This is a genomic window from Pseudomonas sp. ACN8 (genome assembly GCF_002303925.1).
In the GTDB taxonomy this organism is placed as follows: Bacteria; Pseudomonadota; Gammaproteobacteria; order Pseudomonadales; family Pseudomonadaceae; genus Aquipseudomonas.
In genome coordinates this window covers 82727-102134 of the sequence record NZ_MRCS01000002.1, presented here as the reverse complement: position 1 = coordinate 102134, position 19408 = coordinate 82727, and the positions used below count along the sequence as shown (strand labels likewise).

19 protein-coding genes are annotated in these 19408 nt (G+C 60.9%); 9 read left to right on the top strand and 10 right to left on the bottom strand.

The window, feature by feature from the left end; all coding sequences use genetic code 11:
* The first annotated feature begins 49 nt into the window (after positions 1–49).
* From BSF44_RS01745 to lnt, 4 genes are read left to right on the top strand one after another with little or no spacing between them, the layout of a single operon-like run.
* Positions 50–1057 (top strand): PhoH family protein, encoded by a 1008-nt coding sequence (locus BSF44_RS01745; RefSeq protein ID WP_095941995.1) that lies wholly within the window; start codon positions 50–52, stop codon positions 1055–1057.
* A complete protein-coding gene (gene ybeY, locus BSF44_RS01740) occupies positions 1050–1544 on the top strand; it encodes an rRNA maturation RNase YbeY (protein ID WP_095941994.1) in 495 nt (164 codons plus the stop codon). Before BSF44_RS01745 ends, ybeY begins: the two co-directional genes overlap by 8 nt.
* 5 nt (positions 1545–1549) lie before the next feature.
* On the top strand, positions 1550–2389 hold the full coding sequence (locus BSF44_RS01735; RefSeq protein WP_008022962.1) for an HlyC/CorC family transporter: 840 nt from the start codon (positions 1550–1552) through the stop codon (positions 2387–2389).
* An 8-nt stretch (positions 2390–2397) separates the two neighbouring features.
* Positions 2398–3921 carry an apolipoprotein N-acyltransferase gene (gene lnt, locus BSF44_RS01730; protein WP_095941993.1) on the top strand — a complete coding sequence of 508 codons (1524 nt, stop codon included), beginning with the start codon at positions 2398–2400 and terminating at the stop codon, positions 3919–3921.
* A gap of 122 nt (positions 3922–4043) precedes the next feature.
* On the opposite strand, the gene BSF44_RS01725 is transcribed toward lnt, so the two are convergent.
* Entirely contained in the window at positions 4044–4805 is a 762-nt protein-coding gene (locus BSF44_RS01725) for a YdcF family protein (RefSeq protein WP_095941992.1), read from the bottom strand.
* Positions 4806–4909: 104 nt separating this feature from the next.
* The gene (locus BSF44_RS01720) at positions 4910–5230 is read right to left on the bottom strand and encodes a hypothetical protein (RefSeq protein ID WP_095941991.1); all 321 of its coding nucleotides are present in this window, start codon (positions 5228–5230) and stop codon (positions 4910–4912) included.
* A 281-nt stretch (positions 5231–5511) separates the two neighbouring features.
* On the opposite strand from BSF44_RS01720, the gene leuS reads away from it, so the two are divergent.
* From leuS to BSF44_RS01695, 5 genes are all read left to right on the top strand, one after another.
* On the top strand, positions 5512–8118 hold the full coding sequence (leuS, locus tag BSF44_RS01715; protein WP_095941990.1) for a leucine--tRNA ligase: 2607 nt from the start codon (positions 5512–5514) through the stop codon (positions 8116–8118).
* Positions 8119–8205: 87 nt separating this feature from the next.
* Positions 8206–8811 (top strand): LPS assembly lipoprotein LptE, encoded by a 606-nt coding sequence (lptE, locus tag BSF44_RS01710; protein ID WP_095941989.1) that lies wholly within the window; start codon positions 8206–8208, stop codon positions 8809–8811.
* A 39-nt stretch (positions 8812–8850) separates the two neighbouring features.
* Entirely contained in the window at positions 8851–9888 is a 1038-nt protein-coding gene (gene holA, locus BSF44_RS01705) for a DNA polymerase III subunit delta (RefSeq protein ID WP_095941988.1), read from the top strand.
* Between the two features lie 209 nt (positions 9889–10097).
* A complete protein-coding gene (gene arfA / locus BSF44_RS01700) occupies positions 10098–10262 on the top strand; it encodes an alternative ribosome rescue factor ArfA (protein WP_095942068.1) in 165 nt (54 codons plus the stop codon).
* Between the two features lie 61 nt (positions 10263–10323).
* On the top strand, positions 10324–11646 hold the full coding sequence (locus BSF44_RS01695) for a lytic murein transglycosylase (protein ID WP_095941987.1): 1323 nt from the start codon (positions 10324–10326) through the stop codon (positions 11644–11646).
* Positions 11647–11739: 93 nt separating this feature from the next.
* Here the strand turns inward: BSF44_RS01695 and BSF44_RS01690 are convergent, their stop codons facing one another.
* The 8 genes from BSF44_RS01690 to rodA all read right to left on the bottom strand — a co-directional run bounded on the left by BSF44_RS01690 (position 11740) and on the right by rodA (position 19382).
* Positions 11740–12690, bottom strand: a complete 951-nt coding sequence (locus BSF44_RS01690) for an LD-carboxypeptidase (protein WP_095941986.1) — start codon at positions 12688–12690, stop codon at positions 11740–11742.
* 174 nt (positions 12691–12864) lie between these two features.
* Positions 12865–13863 (bottom strand): lipoyl synthase, encoded by a 999-nt coding sequence (gene lipA, locus BSF44_RS01685; RefSeq protein WP_162130289.1) that lies wholly within the window; start codon positions 13861–13863, stop codon positions 12865–12867.
* Between the two features lie 25 nt (positions 13864–13888).
* Complete coding sequence (gene lipB, locus BSF44_RS01680) at positions 13889–14536, bottom strand: lipoyl(octanoyl) transferase LipB (protein ID WP_095941985.1); 648 nt, start codon at positions 14534–14536, stop codon at positions 13889–13891.
* Complete coding sequence (locus tag BSF44_RS01675) at positions 14536–14811, bottom strand: DUF493 domain-containing protein (protein ID WP_095941984.1); 276 nt, start codon at positions 14809–14811, stop codon at positions 14536–14538. Before BSF44_RS01675 ends, lipB begins: the two co-directional genes overlap by 1 nt.
* Before the next feature lie 83 nt (positions 14812–14894).
* Positions 14895–16052, bottom strand: a complete 1158-nt coding sequence (locus tag BSF44_RS01670; RefSeq protein WP_095941983.1) for a D-alanyl-D-alanine carboxypeptidase family protein — start codon at positions 16050–16052, stop codon at positions 14895–14897.
* A 185-nt stretch (positions 16053–16237) separates the two neighbouring features.
* A complete protein-coding gene (locus BSF44_RS01665; RefSeq protein WP_095941982.1) occupies positions 16238–17251 on the bottom strand; it encodes a septal ring lytic transglycosylase RlpA family protein in 1014 nt (337 codons plus the stop codon).
* Positions 17251–18261: a lytic murein transglycosylase B gene (gene mltB, locus BSF44_RS01660; RefSeq protein WP_095941981.1), complete on the bottom strand. Its 1011-nt coding sequence runs from the start codon at positions 18259–18261 to the stop codon at positions 17251–17253. Before mltB ends, BSF44_RS01665 begins: the two co-directional genes overlap by 1 nt.
* Positions 18262–18278: 17 nt before the next feature.
* Positions 18279–19382: a rod shape-determining protein RodA gene (gene rodA, locus BSF44_RS01655; RefSeq protein ID WP_056728863.1), complete on the bottom strand. Its 1104-nt coding sequence runs from the start codon at positions 19380–19382 to the stop codon at positions 18279–18281.
* Positions 19383–19408: the final 26 nt, after the last annotated feature.

Below are 19408 nucleotides of genomic sequence, written 5' to 3'. Positions count from 1 at the left end.
GCGCTATCCTTGATTCATCACTATTGCCCCAGGGCGGCTAAATACGACCTTGAACGCACCCATAGAACCACATCGTTTCATCCTCGAGCCTTTTGAAGCTCGTCGCTTCGCCAATCTGTGCGGGCAATTCGACGAGCACCTGCGCTTGATCGAACAGCGCCTGACCATTGAGATCCGCAATCGCGGAAACCAGTTCGAGCTGATCGGCGAACCCAAACACACCACCTCCGCGGAAAACCTCCTGCGCCGCCTGTACCGGGAAACCAAGGGTACCGAGCTGTCGCCGGACATGGTGCACCTGTTCCTGCAGGAATCGGCCGTCGAGCAGCTGGACAACCACTCCCCCGCCGAACCGTCCGTGGCCTTGCGCACCAAGAAAGGCATGATTCGCCCACGCGGCTTGAATCAAGTGCGCTACGTGAAGGAAATCCTCGGTAACGATATCAACTTCGGCATCGGCCCGGCCGGTACCGGCAAGACCTACCTGGCCGTGGCCTGCGCGGTGGATGCACTGGAGCGCGAGCAGATTCGCCGCATCCTGCTGGTTCGTCCGGCGGTCGAAGCGGGTGAAAAACTCGGCTTCCTGCCCGGCGACCTGTCGCAAAAAATCGACCCGTACCTGCGCCCGCTCTACGACGCGCTTTACGAAATGCTCGGCTTCGAATACGTCGCCAAGCTGATCGAGCGCCAGGTGATCGAAGTCGCGCCGCTGGCCTACATGCGCGGCCGTACGCTGAACAACAGCTTCATCATTCTCGACGAAAGCCAGAACACCACGGTCGAACAAATGAAGATGTTCCTGACCCGGATCGGCTTCGGTTCCACGGCCGTCATCACCGGGGACATCACCCAGGTCGACCTGCCACGCGGCACCAAGTCCGGCCTGCATCACGTGATTGAAGTGCTCAAGGATGTACCGGGGATCAGCTTCACCCATTTCCAGCCCAAGGACGTCGTGCGCCATCCACTGGTGCAGCGCATCGTCGAAGCCTATGAGCGCTTCGAAACCAAAGCGGCCGAAGATGCCGCCGCCAAGGATAGCCGCCGCGATGCTTGAGCTTGACCTGCAAATCGCTACCGAAGCCTGCGCCCCCGGCGAAGCGGAGTTCCGCCAGTGGTGCGAACTGGCCCTGCGCCAGCGCACCGCCGACTCGGAGATGACCATTCGTCTGGTCGACGAAGCCGAAGGGCGCGAGCTGAATCACACCTGGCGGCAAAAGGACTACGCAACCAACGTCTTGTCATTCCCGGCCGACGTGCCGGATGAGTTCCTCGACATCCCGCTGCTGGGCGATCTGGTGATCTGCGTAGCCGTGGTCGAGCGCGAAGCCGCTGAACAGGGCAAGGCACTCAAGGCCCATTGGGCGCATCTGGTGATTCACGGCTGCTTGCATCTGCTTGGTTACGACCATATTGATGACGAGGAAGCCGAAGAAATGGAAGCACTGGAACGAACGTTGCTTGCAGAACTGGGCTTTCCCGATCCGTACGCGGACGACGAAACCGACGCACTCCCTACCGAAACAACAAAGGATTCAGAGTAATCGCTATGAGCGAAGATCGATCGAGCAACGGGCAGAAGTCATGGCTGGGTAAGCTCACCCAGGCTTTTGCCCACGAGCCGAAAAACCGCCAGGAGCTGCTGGAGCTGCTGCGCGATGCACACCAGAACAAACTGCTGGACAGCGAAGCGCTGGCCATTGTCGAAGGCGCCATCCAGGTGGCTGACTTGCAGGTCCGGGACATCATGGTCCCGCGCTCGCAAATGGTCAGCATCAAGGCGACCCAGACACCCCGCGAGTTCCTGCCTGCCGTGGTCGACTCGGCCCACTCCCGCTACCCGGTGATCGGCGAAAGCCACGATGACGTGATGGGCGTGTTGCTGGCCAAGGACTTGCTGCCGTTGATCCTCAAGGAGAACGGCGACAATTTCAACATCAAGGACCTGCTGCGCCCGGCCACCTTCGTGCCGGAATCCAAGCGCCTTAACGTGCTGCTGCGCGAATTTCGCGCCAACCACAACCACATGGCCATCGTCATCGACGAGTACGGTGGCGTGGCAGGCCTGGTGACCATCGAAGACGTGCTGGAACAGATCGTCGGCGATATCGAAGACGAACACGACGTCGAAGAAGACAGCTACATCAAGCCGCTGCCCAGCGGTGATTTCCTGATCAAGGCCCTGACACCGATCGAGAACTTCAACGAGTTTTTCGACAGCGAGTTCTCCGACGACGAATTCGACACCGTTGGCGGCCTGGTGATGAGCGCGTTCGGGCATTTGCCAAAACGTAACGAAATCACTGAAATCGGCCCGTACCGCTTCCGCATCCTGAACGCCGACAGCCGTCGGATTCACTTGCTTCGCCTGACGCCCATTGCTCGCTAAGGATTGAAATGCGCTGGACAACCCGCCCCGGCTGGCCCGGTAACCTGCTGGCCGTGGCGGCCGGTGCAATCACCACACTGGCCCTGGCGCCGTTCGATATCTGGCCACTGGCACTGCTCGCCGTCGGGCTGTTCTATGCGGGCCTGCGCGAGCTGAGCCCGCGTCAGGCACTGGGTCGAGGCTGGTGTTTCGGTTTCGGCCTGTTCGGTGCCGGCACCAGCTGGATCTACTACAGCATTCACCACTTCGGCGGCGCCTCGGTCTTGCTGGCCGGCTTCCTGATGCTGCTCTTCACCGCGGCGATTGCCTGGTTCTTTGCCCTGCCCGCCTGGATCTGGGCGCGCTGGCTGCGCCGAAATGAAGCGCCGCTGGCCGACGCCCTGGCCTTCGCGGCACTGTGGGTCGGCCAGGAAGCCTTCCGCGGCTGGTTCCTGACAGGGTTCCCGTGGCTGTATTCCGGTTACAGCCAGCTCGATGGCCCGCTGGCCGGGCTCGCGCCTATCGGCGGGATGTGGCTGATTTCCTTCACCCTGGCCCTGACGGCCGCGCTGATCTACAACGGCTTGCGCCTGGTTCGCACGGGGCGCAAAGGCTTCATCGCCGCCGGCGCATTGCTGCTGGTCGGGCCATGGCTGGTCGGCATGACCCTCAAACATCATGCCTGGACCAGCCCATCGGGCCCGCCACTGAGCGTCGCCGCCATTCAGGGCAACATCGAACAAAGCATGAAGTGGGACCCGACGCAGCTCAACGCGCAACTGGCGTTGTACCGCGACATGAGTTTCAGCTCCAGGCGAGTCGACCTTCTCATTTGGCCGGAAACGGCGATCCCGGTGCTCAAGGAGTCCGCCGAGGGCTACCTGAACATGATGGGCAGCTTCGCGGCCGAGCGTAAATCGGCGCTGATTACCGGCGTCCCGGTCCGCATGGAGGTCCACCACGAGAAGCGCTTCTTCAATGGCATCACCGTTGTCGGCGAAGGCGACGGCACTTACCTCAAGCAAAAACTGGTGCCGTTTGGCGAGTATGTTCCGCTGCAGGATGTGTTGCGCGGGCTGATCGCCTTCTTCGACCTGCCGATGTCGGACTTCGCTCGCGGCCCGGCTGACCAGCCGCTGCTGCAAGCCAAGGGTTATCAGATCGCGCCATACATCTGTTATGAGGTGGTTTACCCGGAATTCGCCGCCAGCCTTGCCGCCCGCAGCGACCTGTTGCTGACCATCAGCAACGACACCTGGTTCGGCACCTCCATCGGCCCGCTGCAACACCTGCAGATGGCGCAGATGCGTGCGCTGGAGGCTGGCCGCTGGATGATCCGCGCCACCAACAACGGCGTGTCCGGCCTGATCAACCCGTTTGGTCAGATTACCGATCAGATCCCGCAGTTCGAACGCGGCATCCTGTATGGCGAAGTGGTGCCGATGCACAACCTCACGCCGTACCTGGAATGGCGTTCGTGGCCATTGCTCATTCTCTGCGTGTTGTTGTTTGGCTGGGCGCTGATTGCGAGCCGGATGGCCAAGACCGTCTGAACTGACACCGCATAAAAACTGTAGGAGCGAGCTTGCTCGCGATGGTGTACCAGGCGCCGCTGTGTTGACTGACACACCATCGCGAGCAAGCTCGCTCCTACAGGACGTGGGTAACCGTTCGGTTATCGGTAGAACAACGAATAACCGATCTGCCCCACCGCCTCGTTCATCAACTGTCCGTTCTGCCAGATCGCCTTGTACTCCGGCATCCAGCCACCCAGTGGCCGCGCATTGTCGCCGCCCAGAAACCCTACCGGCGCCGGTACCACCTCGAACCCGGCCTTGCGGAAACTCCAGACCGCCCGTGGCATATGCCCGGCATGAGTCACGAGCACCACGCGCTTGATACCCTGTGGCAGCAACACCTGGGCGCTGAACCGGGCATTTTCCCAGGTCGTGCGGCTGCGTCCTTCCTGCCAGCGCACGGTCACGCCAAAATCGTCACGCAAGGAGTCAGCCATCATCTGCGCCTCGCTTGGCGGAGTGCCGTAATGCAAGCCGCCGCTGGTCAGTACCGGCAGGCCGGAAGCCTTGGCCAGCCGAGCGGCAAAGCGCTGGCGTTCCAGGCCGATACCCGTTGGCTGGTCGGCACCCCAGGCCACATCACCACGCTCGCGCCCGGAACCAAGAACAACGATGGCGTCCGCGCGCTGCCCCAGCACCGCCCATTCGTCGCGAGCCAGCGGTGGCTCACGTTCGAGCAGGCCGGCACTCCACTGCACCACCACCGGCAGGCTCATCAGCCAAAGACCACCCAGCCCCAGTGCAAAGCACACACCGGCAAGCCTTGGCCTTGAGCGGCGCAACCACCAGGCAAGCAAAAGCAGCAGCAATAGAATGCCGGGGGGCAATAGAAGTTGTTTTACAAAGTAACGAAAAGGCATCGAGCATCTCCTGGAGATGCCCGAAGCCTAAGTGGGTTAGCGCAATGCGACAATCAATACAGAAGGACTATGCTTCAAAAAACCATGGAGCACGGCTCTGCGTCTTATTTGAACTGCAAAGACCGGACCTTTACCGCGTCTCTGCCGGGAACCTTGTCCTTGAGCCAGATGATCTTGGCGGAGCGTGGTGCGTCGAGTTGCTTTACCGCCTCTGACAAGCATCCGTGCGTCTCACGCTCACTGCGATCCAGATACGCCTTGACCAGTGCAAACTCTGCGAGGCTGAGGCCACGCAGTTCCAGCTCCAGAGGGCGTACGTCACGCAACCGGCCAGCAGTTCTTGCCGCTTCCAGGGCCAGGGCCAAACGATCGATCAGTCTTTCGTACAGCTCCGGTTTCGTAGCTTTTTGCTGTGACTCAACCATCCCTCACCTCATTGGAAGATAAGACCTACTCCCCAGTTAGAGCTTAGCCTCCATGAACAAACCGGCTGAGCGCCGCGACCAACGGCCCTCGCGGCGGCTTTCGCGAGACGCGCGGCAGCAATCAGGGTTTCCCTCGGTGGAGCGCGGTCATGTATGCTACGGCGCTTCCTGTAACTCCACTTCCAGCTCGGCTGGACATCGAAAACGCCAATGTGGCGAGATCAGCGTCCAGCGTTGCATTGAAGAGGATTAGGCCACCCCTATTCAGTTCAAAAGTAGCCATGCACGAACAATATCAGCCCCGTGAAATCGAAGCCGCCGCCCAGTCGTTCTGGGACGAGCAAAAGTCCTTTGAAGTCAGTGAACAGCCAGGCAAGGAGACTTACTACTGCCTGTCGATGTTCCCTTACCCCAGCGGCAAGCTACACATGGGGCACGTGCGCAACTACACCATCGGCGACGTGATCTCCCGCTACCAGCGCATGCAAGGCAAGAACGTTCTGCAACCCATGGGTTGGGACGCCTTCGGCATGCCGGCGGAAAACGCCGCGATGAAGAACAACGTGGCGCCCGCCAAGTGGACCTACGAAAACATCGCCTACATGAAGTCCCAGCTGCGCAGCCTGGGCCTGGCGGTGGACTGGTCCCGCGAAGTGACCACCTGCAAGCCCGATTACTACCGCTGGGAACAATGGCTGTTCACTCGCCTGTTCGAAAAAGGCGTGATTTACAAAAAAAGCGGCACCGTGAACTGGGACCCGGTCGACCAGACCGTTCTGGCCAACGAGCAAGTGATCGACGGCCGTGGCTGGCGTTCCGGCGCGCTGATCGAAAAGCGCGAAATCCCGATGTACTACTTCAAGATCACCGCCTACGCGGATGAGCTGCTGGAGAGCCTCGACGAACTGACTGGCTGGCCTGAACAGGTCAAGACCATGCAGCGCAACTGGATCGGCAAATCCCGCGGCATGGAAGTGCAGTTCCCGTACAACGTCGACTCCATCGGCGAAGCCGGCGCGCTGAAAGTCTTCACCACCCGTCCGGACACTCTCATGGGAGCGACTTATGTCGCCGTGGCCGCCGAGCACCACCTGGCCGCCCTCGCCGCCAAGAACAATCCCGAGCTGCAGGCATTCATTGCTGAATGCAAGGGCGGCAGCGTGGCCGAAGCCGACGTTGCCACCCAGGAGAAAAAAGGCCTGCCGACCGGCCTGTTCGTCGAGCACCCGCTGACTGGCGAAAAACTGCCGGTCTGGGTCGCCAACTATGTGCTGATGCACTACGGCGACGGCGCGGTGATGGCGGTTCCGGCCCACGACGAGCGTGATTTCGAGTTCGCCCACAAGTACAACCTGCCGGTCAAATCGGTCGTGCGCACCAGTTCCGGTGACAGCAACCCGGCGCCATGGCAAGACGCCTACGGCGAGCACGGCACGCTGATCAATTCCGGCGAGTTCGACGGCCTCGACTTCGCAGGCGCCTTCGACGCCATCGAAGTCGCGCTGATCAAGAAAGAGCTGGGCGCCTCGCGTACCCAGTTCCGCCTGCGCGACTGGGGCATCAGCCGCCAGCGCTACTGGGGCTGCCCGATCCCGATCATCCACTGCAACACTTGCGGTGACGTGCCGGTACCGGAAGATCAACTGCCTGTCGTGCTGCCGGAAGACGTCGTACCCGACGGCGCCGGTTCGCCACTGGCGCGCATGCCCGAGTTCTACGAGTGCAGCTGCCCTAAATGCGGCCAGCCAGCCAAGCGTGAAACCGACACCATGGACACCTTCGTCGAGTCCTCGTGGTACTACGCCCGCTACGCCTCGCCGCACTTTGAAGGCGGCCTGGTGGAAAAATCGGCGGCCGACCACTGGCTGCCGGTGGATCAGTACATCGGCGGTATCGAACACGCGATCCTTCACCTGCTCTACGCGCGCTTCTTCCACAAGCTGATGCGCGACGAAGGCCTGGTGAGTTCCAACGAGCCGTTCAAGAACCTGCTGACCCAGGGCATGGTGATCGCCGAGACTTACTATCGCCGCGAAGCCAATGGCGCTTACACCTGGTTCAACCCGGCGGACGTCGAGCTTGAGCGTGACAGCAAGGCCAAGGTCATCAGCGCCAAGTTGAAATCTGACGGCCTGCCGGTGGAAATCGGCGGCACCGAGAAGATGGCCAAGTCGAAGAACAACGGCGTCGACCCTCAGTCGATGATCGACCAGTTCGGCGCAGATACCTGCCGCCTGTTCATGATGTTCGCCTCGCCACCCGACATGAGTGCGGAATGGTCCGACTCCGGCGTCGAAGGCTCGCACCGTTTCCTCAAGCGCGTCTGGCGCCTGGCTCAAGCCCACGTCACCCAGGGTCTGCCGGGCAAACTGGACGTCGCTGGCCTGAATGACGAGCAAAAAGCCGTTCGTCGCTCGATCCACCTGGCCATCAAGCAGGCCAGCCAGGACGTCGGCCAGAACCACAAATTCAACACCGCCATCGCCCAGGTGATGACGCTGATGAACGTACTGGAAAAAGCCGCGCAAGGCACCGAACAGGATCGCGCTCTGGTTCAGGAAGGCCTGGAAGCCGTGACCCTGCTGCTGGCTCCGATCACGCCGCACATCAGCCACGAGCTGTGGAATCAACTGGGTCACGCTGAACCCGTGATCGACGCCGGTTGGCCGGTGGTGGATGACAGCGCTTTGGTACAGGACAGCCTGCAACTGGTGATTCAGGTCAACGGCAAGCTGCGTGGCCACATCGAAATGCCGGCCAGCGCCAGCCGTGAAGAAGTCGAAGCCGCCGCCCGTGCCAACGAGAACGTGCTGCGCTTCGTCGACGGTCTGACCATTCGTAAAGTGATCGTAGTGCCCGGGAAACTGGTCAATATCGTCGCCAGCTAATTGGATCAGGCGCCAGGTGAGCCTGGCGCCGAGTAAAACCTTTCGGGCCGCTTGATCGGCCCACATGGTTTCAAGGGGAGCAACAAGATGATCAAACGCAATCTGCTGGTGATGGGCCTCGCGGTTCTGCTGAGCGCCTGCGGTTTCCAGCTGCGCGGCACCGGCACCAATGAACTGGCGATCAAGGAACTCGACCTGAGCGCACGTAACGCTTATGGCCCAACCGTTACCCAGTTGCGTCAGGTACTGACTGGCAGCGGCGTCAAGGTCTATAACGGCGCTCCTTACAAGCTGGTGCTGACCAATGAACAGGAAACCCAGCGCATCCTCAGTTACGCAGGGGCCGGTCATGCCGGCGAGTACCAGATCACCACCGTGCTGAACTACGACATCCTTGGTCGCGGTGATCTGGCACTGCTGAGCGACAAAATCGAAGTGCAGAAAATCTACATGCACGACGGCAACAACCTGGTGGGCTCTGACCAGGAAGCTGAAACAGCCCGGACAGAAGGTCGCCGGGAGATGGTCCAGCGCATGATGCTGCGCCTGGAACAACTGAGCCCGACCCAACTGAACAAGTTGCAGCAGACCGCCGAAGCCAGAGCCAAGGCTGATGCCGCGGCACTGGAAGCGGCAAAGAAGGCTGAAGCGGATACCCCGCGTCAGTCGCCTGTCGAACTGCCGCAGCAGTAAGACTTACGGGGCGCCCGGGCGCCCCGTTCGCCCCCTCTTATGAAGCTCGCCCCCGCCCAACTCGCCAAACACCTGCAAGGCGCCCTTGCGCCGGTCTATATCATCAGCGGCGATGACCCGTTGTTGTGCCAGGAGGCGGCCGACGCTGTTCGCGCTGCCGCCCGTCAGCAGGGATTCGATGAACGCCAGGTGTTTGCCGCCGACGCCAGTTTCGACTGGGGGACGCTGCTGCAAGCCGGTGCCAGCATGTCGCTGTTCGCCGAAAAGCGCCTGCTGGAACTGCGCCTGCCTTCCGGAAAACCCGGCGACAAGGGCGCCGCCGCGCTGATCGAGTACTGCTCGCGTCCGGCCGACGACACCATACTGCTGATCAACTTGCCGAAACTCGATGGCAGCGCGCAGAAAACCAAGTGGGGCAAAGCGCTGGTCGAAGGACAGCAGACCCAGTTCGTGCAGATCTGGCCGGTCGATGTTGCCCAGTTGCCAAGCTGGATCCGCCAACGTTTGTCCCAGGCCGGGCTTTCCGCCAGCCAGGACGCCGTTGAGCTGATCGCGGCGCGGGTAGAGGGCAATTTGCTGGCCGCCGCCCAGGAAATCGAAAAGCTCAAACTGATGGCCGAAGGCGGCCAGATCACTGTTGAAACCGTGCAGGCCGCGGTGGCTGACAGTGCGCGCTTCGACGTCTTTGGCCTGACCGATGCGGTGCTCAATGGTGAAGCGGCCCACGCGTTGCGCATGCTCGAAGGGTTGCGCGGTGAAGGCGTCGAGCCGCCGGTGATTCTCTGGGCCCTGGCCCGGGAGTTGCGCCTGCTGGCCAATATTTCCCTGCAATACAGCCAGGGTACGCCATTGGACAAGGCCTTCAGTCAGGCCAAACCGCCGGTCTGGGACAAACGTAAACCGTTGGTGAGCAAAGCCCTGCAGCGCTACTCGGCACAACGCTGGGCACAACTGCTGCTCGAAGCGCAACGCATTGATGCGCAGATCAAGGGCCAGGCGGCCGGTTCGCCGTGGATGAGTTTGAGCCGGTTGACGTTGCTGATGGCTGGGCAGCGCCTGACCCTGCCCGCTGAGTAACCCCGCTCCTTGTAGGAGCGAGCTTGCTCGCGAAGGTCGTTAACGATAACGCAGACGTTCTGATTTAACGCGGCGCCCTCAAGTGCTTCGCGAGCAAGCTCGCTCCTACAAAGAGCGGCGCTTTTTCAGACAGACATCGGGACTGGACAGCCTTTCAACTTCGGCCGATGATTCGCCTCGCAAAATCCATTCACTTGCGAGAAGTCACCATGAGCAAAAAGCCGTCGAAACACGGCCCAAACAAGGCCAAATCCATCATCGCCCAGCCATTGTTCCGCAGCCGCCTGGAACGCCCGGCCAAGGGCAAAGGCAGTTACCGCCGCGAAGCCTTCCAGTCTGACAGCTGGGAGGCTTCTTACTTTCTGGCTGCATAAAGCAGAACACCCCTTCGACATGTTAAGGTCTGTACCTGATTCGTATTCCCTGGACCCGTGCATGCCCTTTTGTCTTTCCCGTCGTTGGCACTTACGCCAATTGATCGCTGCCTCCAGCCTTGTTTTGCTTGTCGCCTGTGCGGAAAAACCGACCGCAGCCGACGCTCAGCCGCTTCAGACGCTTCCTGTCGCTACCGCCCCGGCGGTTGTTCCGCCAGTGGTTCCGACCGGTGAGAACCTCGACATCCAGCCGACCCAGACCTTCGCCGAATGGCAGGCGGGTTTCCGCAAGGATGCCCTGGCCGCCGGTATCCGCGCCGATCTGTTTGATCGCGCTTTCGCCAATGTCAGCTTCGACCCCAGCGTGATTCGCGCCGACCGCAGCCAACCGGAATTCGCAAAACCGGTGTGGGAATACCTGGACGGTGCCTTGTCGCCGCTGCGGGTACGCAAAGGCCAGTCGCTGGTCGACCAGTACGCTGACGTCCTGCAAAGTATCGAGCAGCGCTATGGCGTCGATCGCCAGGCACTGGTGGCGGTCTGGGGAATGGAAAGTAACTTCGGGCAATTCCAGGGCAGCAAGTCGGTGATCAACTCGCTGGCGACCCTGGCCTACGAAGGCCGCCGTCCCGGCTTCGCCCACGCGCAATTGATCGCGGCCCTGCAAATCCTGCAACAAGGCGACATCGAACCCGAGAAGATGCTGGGTTCCTGGGCCGGCGCCATGGGCCAGACCCAGTTCATCCCGACCACCTACAACACCCACGCCGTCGACTTCGATGGCGACGGCCGTCGCGATATCTGGGGCAGTTCGGCTGACGCCCTGGCCTCGACCGCGCATTACCTGCAAAGCTCCGGCTGGCAGAGAGGACAGCCGTGGGGCTTTGAAGTCCAGCTGCCGAGCGGTTTCAATTACCTGCTGGCCGATGGCACGATTCGCAAGAGTGTCGCCGAATGGCGCCAACTGGGCGTTACGCTGCCCGACGGCGGCCAGGTCCCGGCAGGCTCGGAGCAGTTGTCCGCCGCACTGTTGCTGCCGGCCGGTTACCGCGGCCCGGCCTTCCTGGTGCTCGACAACTTCCGTGCGATTCTCAAGTACAACAACTCGTCGTCCTACGCCCTGGGGGTGAGCCTGTTATCGGAACGCTTCAACGGCACGGGCCTGATCAGCGGTACGTGGCCAAAGGATGACCTGCCTCTGAGCCGTACCGAGCGGATCGAGCTGCAGAACCTGCTGAGCGCGCAAAACTATGACGCCGGCACCGCCGACGGGATCATCGGCGCCAACACCCGCAAGGCGATCCGCAGCGCCCAGCAGTCGTTTGGCTGGCCGGCGGACGGGTATCCGACGCACAAGTTGCTGGAAGGCTTGCGTAACCGCTAAAAGCTTCGCGGGCAAGCCCGCTCCCATATTAACGACACAAATCAATGTGGGAGCGAGCCTGCTCGCGATGACTGACTAACAGGCGATAAAAATCTAGCGCCTGACCACCACATCCTGCTCCAGCACCAATTCCTTGCTCCCCGCATCCAGCCTGACCAACGCCCCCATGGGCAGCGTCAGGTTCGGGTCGCAATGCCCGCTGCGCCACCCGGACAGCACCGGAATCTTCAATGGCTCGAAGGTCTGCTTGAGCAACCTGTCCAGCGCTGCCACCTCAACCCCCGCCACATCCCCGACCAACACACCGCGCAGCTTGTGCAACGTGCCTGCCAGACGCAGATGGGTGAGCAACCGATCGATGCGATACAGCGGCTCGTTGATGTCCTCGATCAACAGAATGACGCCCTCGGCGTCAATCTCGTAAGGCGTGCCCATGGTCGCGGCGATCATGGCCAGATTGCCTCCGAGCAAACGCCCATGAGCCACGCCCGGCTCGATCGTGGTCAGCGGGTAAGCCACCGGATGAGCCAGCACCGTGCCCGCCCTCACCTGCCCGCGCAGCATGTTGAAGAACGAAGACTCCGTAGGTATTTGCTTGTCACCCAACAGGTCGGCATTGAGCATCGGACCATGAAAGGTCACGAAGCCGGCATAACGACTGATCGCCAAATGCAGCGCAGTGATGTCGCTGTAGCCGACGAACGGCTTGGCGTTGTCACGCAGCAAATCAAAATCGATGCGGTCGAGCAGTCGCGGCGTGCCGTAACCCCCACGCAGGCAGATGATGGCATCCACCTCCCTATCGGCGAACGCTGCATGCAGATCGCCGAGTCGCACCTCGTCGCTACCGGCCAGGTAGCCGTTTTTTTCGTAGACCCCGGGATACACTTTCAGTGAATAACCCCGGGCGCGCATCCATTGCACCGCCTTGTCGGTGTCCAGCGGCGCGGGACCGGCAGGTGCGATGACGCCGATCATGCCTTCCGACGGCAATGCCGGGACGGGAGCATGAGGGCAAAGGGTGTGGGTCGGTCGAGCGGTCATCCGTGAATCTCCCTGCGTGAAATCTTCAGCACACAGTAGTCAGGAACGGGGACAAACAGAAGAGGAACCGTTGCCCCGCAGGTTGCAGGAAAAAACAGCCATTGCCACCGGCCAGGCAAAAAAACGCCCGCGAGGCTGGGTGCCGTGCGGGCGCTTTTCATTTCATTGCGTCGATCAGGACGACATCAGCTCGGCCTTGACCAGCTTGGCCTGCTCGTCGGCGTGATACGAGGAACGTACCAATGGACCGGAGGCAACGTTCTTGAAGCCCATCTTGTAGCCTTCCTCGGCGAACCAGGCGAAGGTATCCGGGTGCACGAAACGCTGCACCGGCAAGTGACTGCGGGACGGTTGCAGGTACTGGCCGAGGGTCAGCATGTCGATGTCGTGCTCGCGCATGCGCTTCATGACTTCGATGACTTCTTCGTCGGTCTCGCCCAGGCCCAGCATCAGACCGGACTTGGTCGGAATGTGCGGCATCATCTGCTTGAAGCGTTGCAGCAGGGTCAGCGACCACTGGTAGTCCGAACCCGGACGCGCAGCCTTGTACAGGCGCGGCACGGTTTCCAGGTTGTGGTTGAACACATCCGGTGGCTCGGCGGCAGTGATTTCCAGCGCGATATCCATGCGGCCACGGTAGTCCGGGACCAGGGTTTCGAGCTGCACATTCGGCGACAGCTTGCGGATTTCACGGATGCAATCGGCAAAGTGCTGAGCACCGCCGTCACGCAGGTCGTCGCGGTCCACCGAGGTGATCACCACGTACTTCAGGCGCAGGTCAGCGATGGCAATGGCCAGGCTTTCAGGCTCGTTGACGTCCAGTGGCTTCGGACGACCGTGGCCGACGTCGCAGAACGGGCAGCGACGGGTGCAGATGTCACCCATGATCATGAAAGTCGCGGTGCCACCGGAGAAACACTCGCCCAGGTTCGGGCAGGAGGCTTCTTCGCACACACTGTGCAGCTTGTGTTTGCGCAGCAGGGCCTTGATGCGGTCGACCTCCGGCGAAACCGGGATGCGTACGCGAATCCAGTCCGGCTTCTTCGGCAGTTCGGTGGTCGGAATGATCTTCACCGGGATGCGTGCAACCTTTTCGGCGCCGCGCAGCTTGACGCCGGCTTCAACCTTGGGACGCGGGGCCGGGCGCTCGGTGACATCGAGCGTCGGGATCATGGTTTGCACTGCATCAGTAGTCATATCAGTCGATTCCGCCCGTGAGGGTCGTCTGCTCAGCATAGTCGAGGTGTTTGACGAGCTGCGCACGCAGCCGGGCACTTACCTCGGCAAATTCAATCGATCCTGCGTGATCGCTCAGCTGGGTCATCGCCAGCCCGGCGTAGCCGCAGGGATTAATCCGTCGAAACGGTTCCAGGTTCATGTCCACATTCAAGGCCAGGCCGTGAAAGGAACAACCATGGCGGATCCGTAGACCCAGGGAGGCGATTTTCGCCCCGTCGACGTAGACACCCGGTGCATCGGGCTTGGCCACGGCGGTGACACCGTAACTGGCCAGCAGCTCGATCAGGCATTGCTCCATCCGGCTGACCAGATCGCGCACGCCAAACCCGAGCTTGCGCACGTCCAGCAGCAGATAAGCCACCAGCTGGCCTGGGCCGTGATAGGTCACCTGACCACCACGGTCGACCTGCACCACCGGAATATCACCTGGAAGCAGCAGATGCTCGGCCTTGCCGGCCTGGCCCTGGGTGAACACCGCAGGATGCTCAACCAGCCAGACCTCGTCGGCGGCATCGTTGCCGCGTTCGTTGGTGAAGCGTTGCATGGCATGCCAGACAGGCTCGTAAGCCATCTGGCCGAGCTCGCGAAAGCCCAGCACACCGGACATCACAGCACCATGTGCACGAAACCGGTTGCCCGCAGTTCGCTGTTGATGTTGTACAGCTGGTCCTGGTCGGTCGCGACGATGTGCAACTGAATGGTGGTGTATTTACCGTTGCTGCTCTGGCGCTCGTCAACACGCTCATCGTTGATCGTTGCATGTTTGCGAACGATGTCGATGATCCTGTCCTTGTTGCCCACGCCGGTGTCGCTGATCACCTTAACCGGGTAATCATTGGCAGGGAATTCGATCTTTGGCGCCTTTACTTCGGTATCGGTCATGGCGTAACGGCCTCGTAAGCGTAAGCCGTGGCGACGGCAAAGCCCCGCGCCGGATCAGCGCAGGGCCATGCAGGTGCACACTATCAGTTGAACAAGCCGTAGAAGAATAGACGGATGCTATCCCACATGCGGCGGAAGATACCACCCTCTTCGACAGCGTCCAGAGCGATCAGATCGGCGCTGTGCACCACCTTGTCGTCCAGTTTCACTTCGACTTTACCGATTACGTCGCCCTTGGCGATTGGCGCGATCAGCTGCGGGTTCATGGTCATGCTGGCAGCGAGCTTTTTCAACTGGCCTTTTGGCAGGGTCATGGTCAGGTCTTGCGCCAGGCCGGCCTTGACCTGGTTGGTCGAGCCTTTCCAGACCGGAGCCTGAGCCAGCTCGGTGCCCTTCTGGTAGAAGGTCTGGGTTTCGAAAAAGCGGAAACCGTAGGTCAGCAGCTTCTGGGTTTCGGCGGCACGGGCCACTTCGCTGTTGGTGCCGAAGACCACGGCGATCAGGCGCATGCCATCACGTACGGCCGAGGACACCATGCAGTAGCCGGCTTCGTCGGTGTGGCCGGTTTTCAGACCGTCGACAGTCTTGTCGCGCCACAGCAGCAGGTTACGGTTCGGTTGCTTGATGCCGTTCCAGAAGAACTCTTTCTGCGAGTAGATCGCGTAATGAGCCGGGTCTTCGTGGATGATCGCGCGAGCCAGCACAGCCATGTCGTGAGCCGACGAATAGTGCTCAGGGTTCGGCAGGCCGGTCGGGTTCATGAAGTGGGTGTTGGTCATGCCCAGGTCGGCGACGGTCTTGTTCATCAGGTCGGCAAAGGCGTCTTCGCTACCGGCAATGTGCTCGGAGAGCGCGACACTGGCGTCGTTGCCCGACTGGATGATGATGCCGTGCAGCAGGTCGCTGACAGTGACTTGCGAGCCGACCTTGATGAACATCCGCGAACCGCCGGTACGCCAGGCATTCTCGCTGACGGTCACCGGATCGTTTTCGCCGATCTGGCCACGACGGATTTCCAGGGTAGCGATGTACGCCGTCATCAGCTTGGTCAGGCTGGCCGGCGGCAGACGCTGGTCACCGTTGTTCTCGACCAGCACGTTGCCGCTGCTGGCATCCATGAGCACATAGGCCTTGGCAGCCAGTTGTGGTGGCGAAGGCATCATCTCGACCGCGAATGCGGCGGGTGAGAGGAGCAGCGGGACTAGCAGGAACAGGCGTTTGGCAAAGGTGGTGATGTTCATCCGTCTCTCGAAATCGCTAATGGAAACTGCCCAAGGGCAAAACTAATCAGATGACTTTCTAACGAGTCATCGCGTGTTCAGTTGCTCACTCCAATCACCCTTTGCCGGGCTTTTGTTCTTCGAAGAGCCAACAACCTGGTTCACCCCCCAAAACCGCAGATGAACCGTCAATCAAGTCCTACGTATTACTCAGTTACAACGCTTGGCGAACCGAGATTGGCCAGCCGCACACTATTCTGCACCTGCTGGATTTCACCCGGCGATCCGATCGGGCCCAGGCGAACCCGATGCAGGGTCTGCTGATTGCGCACGATCGAGCTGATGAACACCGGAGCGCTCACCATCCCGCTGAGCTTCGATCTCAGGAGTTCTGCAGCGTCCGGGTTGGCGAACGCGCCCACCTGCAGATACTGGCCAGACGCTTGTGCAGAAGCGTTTTTTTTTGCGTCGGCAAGTTGAACAGGAACGACGGCGGCGGCGTGTTGCTGCGGCGGTGGCGTCCATTGCTCGACAGTGCCGGCCGACGCCGTGATCACCGGGGCGCTATTCTGCGCGACTTTCGGTTCATTGAGCATTAATGGTGCCGGACGGCCCTTGGCAGCCCACCATTGCTGCGGGTCGATGCCTTCGACCTTGACCCGCGCGGTGCCAGTTTCGGCGTAACCGAGTTTCTTGGCGGCAGCGTAGGACAAGTCGATGATCCGGTCCGAATAGAACGGACCGCGGTCGTTAACTCGCAGGATCACGGTCTTGTTGTTGTCCAGGTTGGTCACCCGGACATAACTCGGCAGCGGTAAAGTCTTGTGTGCGGCACTCATGCCGTACAGGTCATACACTTCGCCGTTGGCGGTGTTCTGACCGTGAAATTTGGTGCCGTACCAGGACGCCGTACCCGACTGCACGTAAGTCTTGGACTCTTGCAGCGGAAAGTAGGTTTTACCTAGCACTGAGTATGGAGCGGCCTTGTACGGGCCGGTATGCAGGGTCGGCGTGGCGTCCGGGATACGCGAAACATCGACATCCCACCATGGCGCGCCATCCTTGTGGGCGCGGTTGATGTCCAGCCCCGGCGTCGTGCGCACGGCGGTGCTGCTGGCCTTCTGGGCCGGCGCGCGGCTGGTCGAACAACTGGCGACCAGCATTGCCAGCGCGGCGAATGCCATCAGCTTCAGGGGTTTATTGATAGGCAATGCCCGCATTACTTGACGCCCCGTGCTTGGACCAGCTGTTCAGACAGTTGATGTACGGCCATGGCGTACATCACGCTGCGGTTATATCGCGTGATCGCGTAAAAATTCTTCAGGCCCATCCAGTACTCGGAGCCATTGTCGCCTTCCAGGCGGAACGCAGTAACCGGCATATCATCGCGCAGCGCATCATGACTTGACCACCCCAGGGCTCGCAACTCCCCGACGGTTTTCGTCGGCTCGATTCCCGTGGTCAAGCCTTCGTCGACATGATCGCCACGGACATCGGCGCGGCTGACCACCGGTTCGCCGGCGACCCAGCCATGACGCTTGAAGTAACTGGCGACACTGCCGATGGCATCGTCCGGGTTGGTCCAGATGTTGATATGGCCATCACCGTCGAAATCCACCGCATAGGCGCGGAAACTGCTCGGCATGAATTGCGGCAATCCCATGGCGCCGGCGTAGGAGCCTTTGAGCGTCAACGGATCGACCTGCTCTTCACGGGCCAGCAGCAGGAACTCACGCAATTCCTTGCGGAAAAACTCGGCACGGGGAGGATAGTCGAAACCCAGGGTCGACAAGGCATCGATCACCCGGAAATTTCCGGTATTACGGCCGAAAAAGGTTTCAACGCCGATGATCGAGACAATCACCTGGGCCGGCACGCCGTATTCCTGCTCGGCACGGGCCAACACCGCTTCGTGCTGACGCCAGAAATCCACACCCCGGGCAATGCGCGCATCGGTGATGAACATCGGGCGATACTCGCTCCACTGCTTGACCCGTTCGGCGGGCTTCGAGATGGCGTCCAGAATCGACTGCTTGCGCTCGGCTTCGCGGAACACGCCCATCAATTGTTCACCGGCGAAACCGTAGTCGCGGGTCATTTCACCGACGAATTCAGCCACCTGGGGTGAGCCTTCGTAGTCGCCGGCCAACGCTTCCTGCATGGTGCCTAGGATGCTTACCAGGCCGACCCATGGCGCGTATCGAGTCGCCCAGCCACGCATTACCTGCATTGAAAATTTCACCTTATTCAAACCTGCGCGATCCACTTGCGATGGGTATGGATCGACATCAAAACCCCAAACGCTGACAGTAGCGTCACCAGCGAAGTTCCTCCGTAGCTAATGAACGGCAACGGCACCCCCACCACCGGCAACAGGCCACTGACCATACCGATGTTGACGAAAACATAAACAAAAAACGTCATGGTCAGGCTGCCCGCGAGCAACTTGCCGAACAATGTCTGCGCCTGGGCGGTAATCACCAGGCCGCGGCCGATCAACAGCAGGTAGATCAGCAACAGCGCGCAGATCCCCACCAGGCCGAACTCTTCGCCCAATACGGCAATGATGAAGTCGGTATGACTTTCCGGCAGGAAGTCCAGGTGTGACTGGGTGCCCAGCAACCAGCCCTTGCCGAACACACCACCGGAGCCGATGGCTGCCTTGGACTGGATGATGTTCCATCCCGTACCGAGCGGATCGCTCTCCGGGTCGAGGAACGTCAGGATCCGCTGTTTCTGGTAGTCGTGCATGATGAAGAACCACATGGCAATCGCCACGGGAACGGCGGCGGCCAGCACGCTGAGGATCCAGCGCCAGCGCAGGCCACCCATGAACAGCACGAAAGCGCCGCCGGCCAGGATCAGCAGCGAAGTGCCGAGGTCCGGTTGGCGCACGATCAGAATGAACGGCACGCCGATCAGCATCAGGCTGACGCCCACATGCTTGAGCTGGGGCGGCAAGGTGCGTTTGGACAAGTACCAGGCAATAGTCGCCGGCATCAGGATCTTCATGAATTCCGAGGGCTGGAAGCGGATCACCCCGGGAATGTTGATCCAGCGGGTAGCGCCCATGGCGTTGTGGCCCATGATGTCCACCACCAGCAACAGCATCACTCCGACCACGTAGCCCAGCGGCACCCAGCGCGCCATGAATCGCGGCTCGAACTGGGCAATGACGATCATCGACACCAGGCCGATGCCGAACGAAGTGGCTTGCTTGCCCAGCAGATCCCAGCTCTTGCCGCTGGCCGAATACAGCACGAACAGGCTGCCGGCGGCGAGGGTCAACAGCAGGATCAGCAGCGGGCCGTCAATGTGCAGGCGTTGCAGCAGCGTCGCACGGCGACGCATCACATCCTCACTGGAGAGCATGCGAT